At 50.3% G+C, this 1,131-nt stretch carries 2 protein-coding genes; one reads left to right on the top strand and one right to left on the bottom strand.

The window, feature by feature from the left end; genetic code table 11:
* Positions 1-236, bottom strand: a 236-nt coding sequence (locus tag PUT78_RS23605) for a hypothetical protein (RefSeq protein WP_274354651.1), incomplete at its 3' end; no start/stop codon positions are given.
* Positions 237-665: 429 nt separating this feature from the next.
* On the opposite strand from PUT78_RS23605, the gene PUT78_RS23600 reads away from it, so the two are divergent.
* Positions 666-983, top strand: coding sequence for a hypothetical protein (locus PUT78_RS23600; RefSeq protein ID WP_274354650.1), 318 nt, complete (start codon positions 666-668; stop codon positions 981-983).
* Positions 984-1,131 lie beyond the last annotated feature (148 nt).

The raw sequence follows: 1,131 nt of genomic DNA, 5'->3' as shown, positions 1-1,131 counted from the left end.
GCAGCGTGTTCTGGCTCATCTTTTGCTGGAAAAATGGGCAGGTTAGAGCACAAATCGCGCCAACTATCCTCAGTGCCTAGCCGTACAGGAGAAAACCAACTAAGTACGCAGAAGTCGCCTATATCAGGGGGCGGCTTTATTGTTTGTATTGTCATCTCATAACCCGTCATAGCGTGGAACGAAACGATGTAGCCACCCTTCAGCCAGTCATTCAGTTTTCTAACTGTGTTTTTCATCTGGATAAATACTGCCTTATATGGCCTAATTCTCTTTGAAGTTGCCGCCCTGTCGCGACCGTTCCGTCTGGGGTACGCAATTGCCTCGACTGCCCAACTGTAGAGAATACCGCTCTGGGTTCACTAACTCCACCTGTTCGAGCATCTCTTGTTCCACCTTCCATTGTTCGAACGTCTATTTGACCACGCTGAGCAGGTACAGTGTGAACGTCGAACCACAAAATTATAATTATATCGATCTGGGTGCGCCCCCAAGCGTTCCGGCAGGAACGTTGGTTGCTCACGTTCATACTCATCCCTCATATCTCACCCGTACAATCGGCGTAACAGGTCAAACACGCACACCAAATTCGGGTGACATTGCTGCCGCACGCAACTATGGTTTGCCTGGCTTTATGATCAACAGCCAGCACGAAGTTTGGGGGTTTGATGGCACCGGCTATAGGTAAACTCTGGGCAGTTCTGTTCGGCTCGATGGCACTGACGATGTTAACAACATCGTCTATCGCTGACATATCAGATCGCTGTAAGGTATCGGATGACCCCGAGTATGTTTCGCGTTTCAAGGCCGCGCATCGCAAGTTTACTGATGGGGCAGAAATTGGCGACAATCCTGTGAATGTCTTGGACTGCGGGTATTTGCTTATTATCGAAACACCAAAACCACCGCGCGCCTTTGGTTCGGATGCGGTCTATCTCTTTTGGAAAGACGGGTTTCAGTTTATAGCGGTGACTCTGTTAAACTAATACTACAGTTGCATATGGGATGGCGTTGTTGCGCAACTCATGCCTGAGGCATGATGGCCCCTCTCCCCGTCGGCGTCAGGCCACGCGAACGATCTCAGCGGTGCCGAGCGCATTGAAGCGGTTGATGAGGGCAATGCGGATCTGGATT

It is taken from the genome of Roseinatronobacter alkalisoli, from assembly GCF_028745735.1.
Lineage (GTDB): Bacteria > Pseudomonadota > Alphaproteobacteria > Rhodobacterales > Rhodobacteraceae > Roseinatronobacter > Roseinatronobacter alkalisoli.
Note: the sequence above shows the minus strand (reverse complement) of the source record. Positions and strands in the feature narration are given on the sequence as shown.

Excerpts from the sequence above, each read along its gene's own strand:
- PUT78_RS23600 (WP_274354650.1), top strand. The coding sequence starts at position 666 with ATGGCACCGGCTATAGGTAAACTCTGGGCAGTTCTGTTCGGCTCGATG.